This is a genomic window from Kitasatospora sp. NPDC001175 (genome assembly GCF_053598215.1).
On record NZ_JBSFJU010000211.1, the window covers coordinates 1 to 1,675 of the forward strand.

The window sequence follows — 1,675 nt, forward strand, 5'->3', positions numbered from 1 at the left end:
GATGAGGTGGTGGGCGAGGCGGTTGGCGTGCTCGTCGAGTTCGCGGGCGGTGAGGGTTCCGCCTGGGTGGGTGAGTGCGGGTGCGTCCGGGTCGGCGGCGACGCGGGCGGCGAACAGTTCGGGCAGTGTTGCGGCTGGTAGATCGCGGGTGGTGTCGTTCCACCGTTCGATGACCAGCTCGCGTTCCTCGGGGCTGAGGATTTCCAGCTTGCTGATGGGTAGGTCGGGTTCGGTGGTCGCTGCTTCGAGCAGGCGCACCAGGCGACCGGCCAGTCCTTCCACCGTCGACCGCTCGAATAGGTCCGTGCTGTATTCGATGTGTCCGTGGGTGCCGTTGGGTTTGCCTTCGGGGGTGTGTTCTTCGAGTAGGTCGAAGGTGAGGTCGAACTTGGCGGTGCCGGGGTGGACGGGTTCGATGTGGGTGTTGAGGCCGTCGAATTGGGGGTTTTCGGGGGCTGTGCTGCGGTGGGCGAGCATGACTTGGAAGAGCGGGTGGAGTGCGTTGGTGCGGTGGGGGTTGAGGGTTTCGACTAGGTGGTTGAACGGGATGTCTTGGTTGGTGTAGGCGGTGAGGTCGGTGTTGCGGGTGCGTTCGAGGAGTTCGCGGAACGATGGGTCGCCGGTGGTGTTGTTGCGTAGGACGAGGGTGTTGACGAAGAAGCCGATGAGGTTGTCGGTGGCTTCGTCGGTGCGTCCGGCGATGGCGGTGCCGAGGGGGATGTCTGTGCCGGCGCCGAGGCGTGTGAGCAGGGTGGCGATGGCGGTTTGGATGACCATGAAGGTGCTGGCGCCGGTGGTGTGTGCCAGGCCTGTTAGGTGGGTGTGTAGTTGGGGGGTGATGTGGAAGGTGACTGTGTCGCCTTGGTGGCTGGGGGTGCTGGGGCGTGGGTGGTCGTAGGGCAGTGCGAGTTGTTCGGGGAGGTCCGCCAAGGTTTCTGTCCAGTAGGAGAGTTGGCGGTTGTGTTCGCTGTTGGGGTCTTCGGGGTTGCCGAGGAGTTGGTTGTGCCAGAGGACGTAGTCGGCGTAGTGGGTGGTGAGGGGTGTGAGTTTGGGGGTGTGGTTGTTGAGTCGGGCGGTGTAGGCGGTGGTGAGGTCGGTGGTGAGGGGGGTGAGGGACCAGCCGTCGGCGGCGATGTGGTGGAGGGTGAGGAGGAGGGTGTGGGTGGTTGGGCTGGTGGTGAAGAGGGTGGCGCGGATGGGGAGTTCGTTGCTCAGGTTGAAGGGTTTGGCGGCGTGGGTGGTGTGGTGGTGGGTGAGTTGGTCGGGGGTGGTGTGGATGTGGGTGAGGGTGAGGTGGGTGGGTTGGGTGGGGTGGATGTGTTGGTAGGGCTGGTCGTTGTGTTGGGGGTAGGTGGTGCGGAGGGGTTCGTGGTGGTTGATGAGGTCGTTGAGGGCTTGGGTGAGGGCGTGGGTGTTGAGGGTGCCGGTGAGGTGGATGGCGAGGGGGATGTTGTAGGTGGGGGTGGGTCCTTCGATTTGGTCGAGGATCCATAGGCGTTGTTGGGCGTGGGACAGCGGTAGGTGTTCGGGCCTTGTTTGGGTGGTGAGTGCGGGGCGGTTGCGGTTGTGTGGGTTTTGGTTCTGGGTGAGGTGGGCGAGTTGGGTGGTGGTGGGGTTGTCGAAGAGGTCGCGGATGGTGAGGTTGGTGTTGAGGGTGGTGTTGATGCGGGTGATG

The 1,675-nt window shown here is 64.1% G+C and carries 1 protein-coding gene; it reads right to left on the minus strand.

Annotation, left to right across the window (positions count from 1 at the left end; translation table 11 throughout):
• The coding region (locus tag ACWDAK_RS41205) for a condensation domain-containing protein (RefSeq protein ID WP_449806592.1) at positions 1-1,675 on the minus strand (1,675 nt) is incomplete at both ends.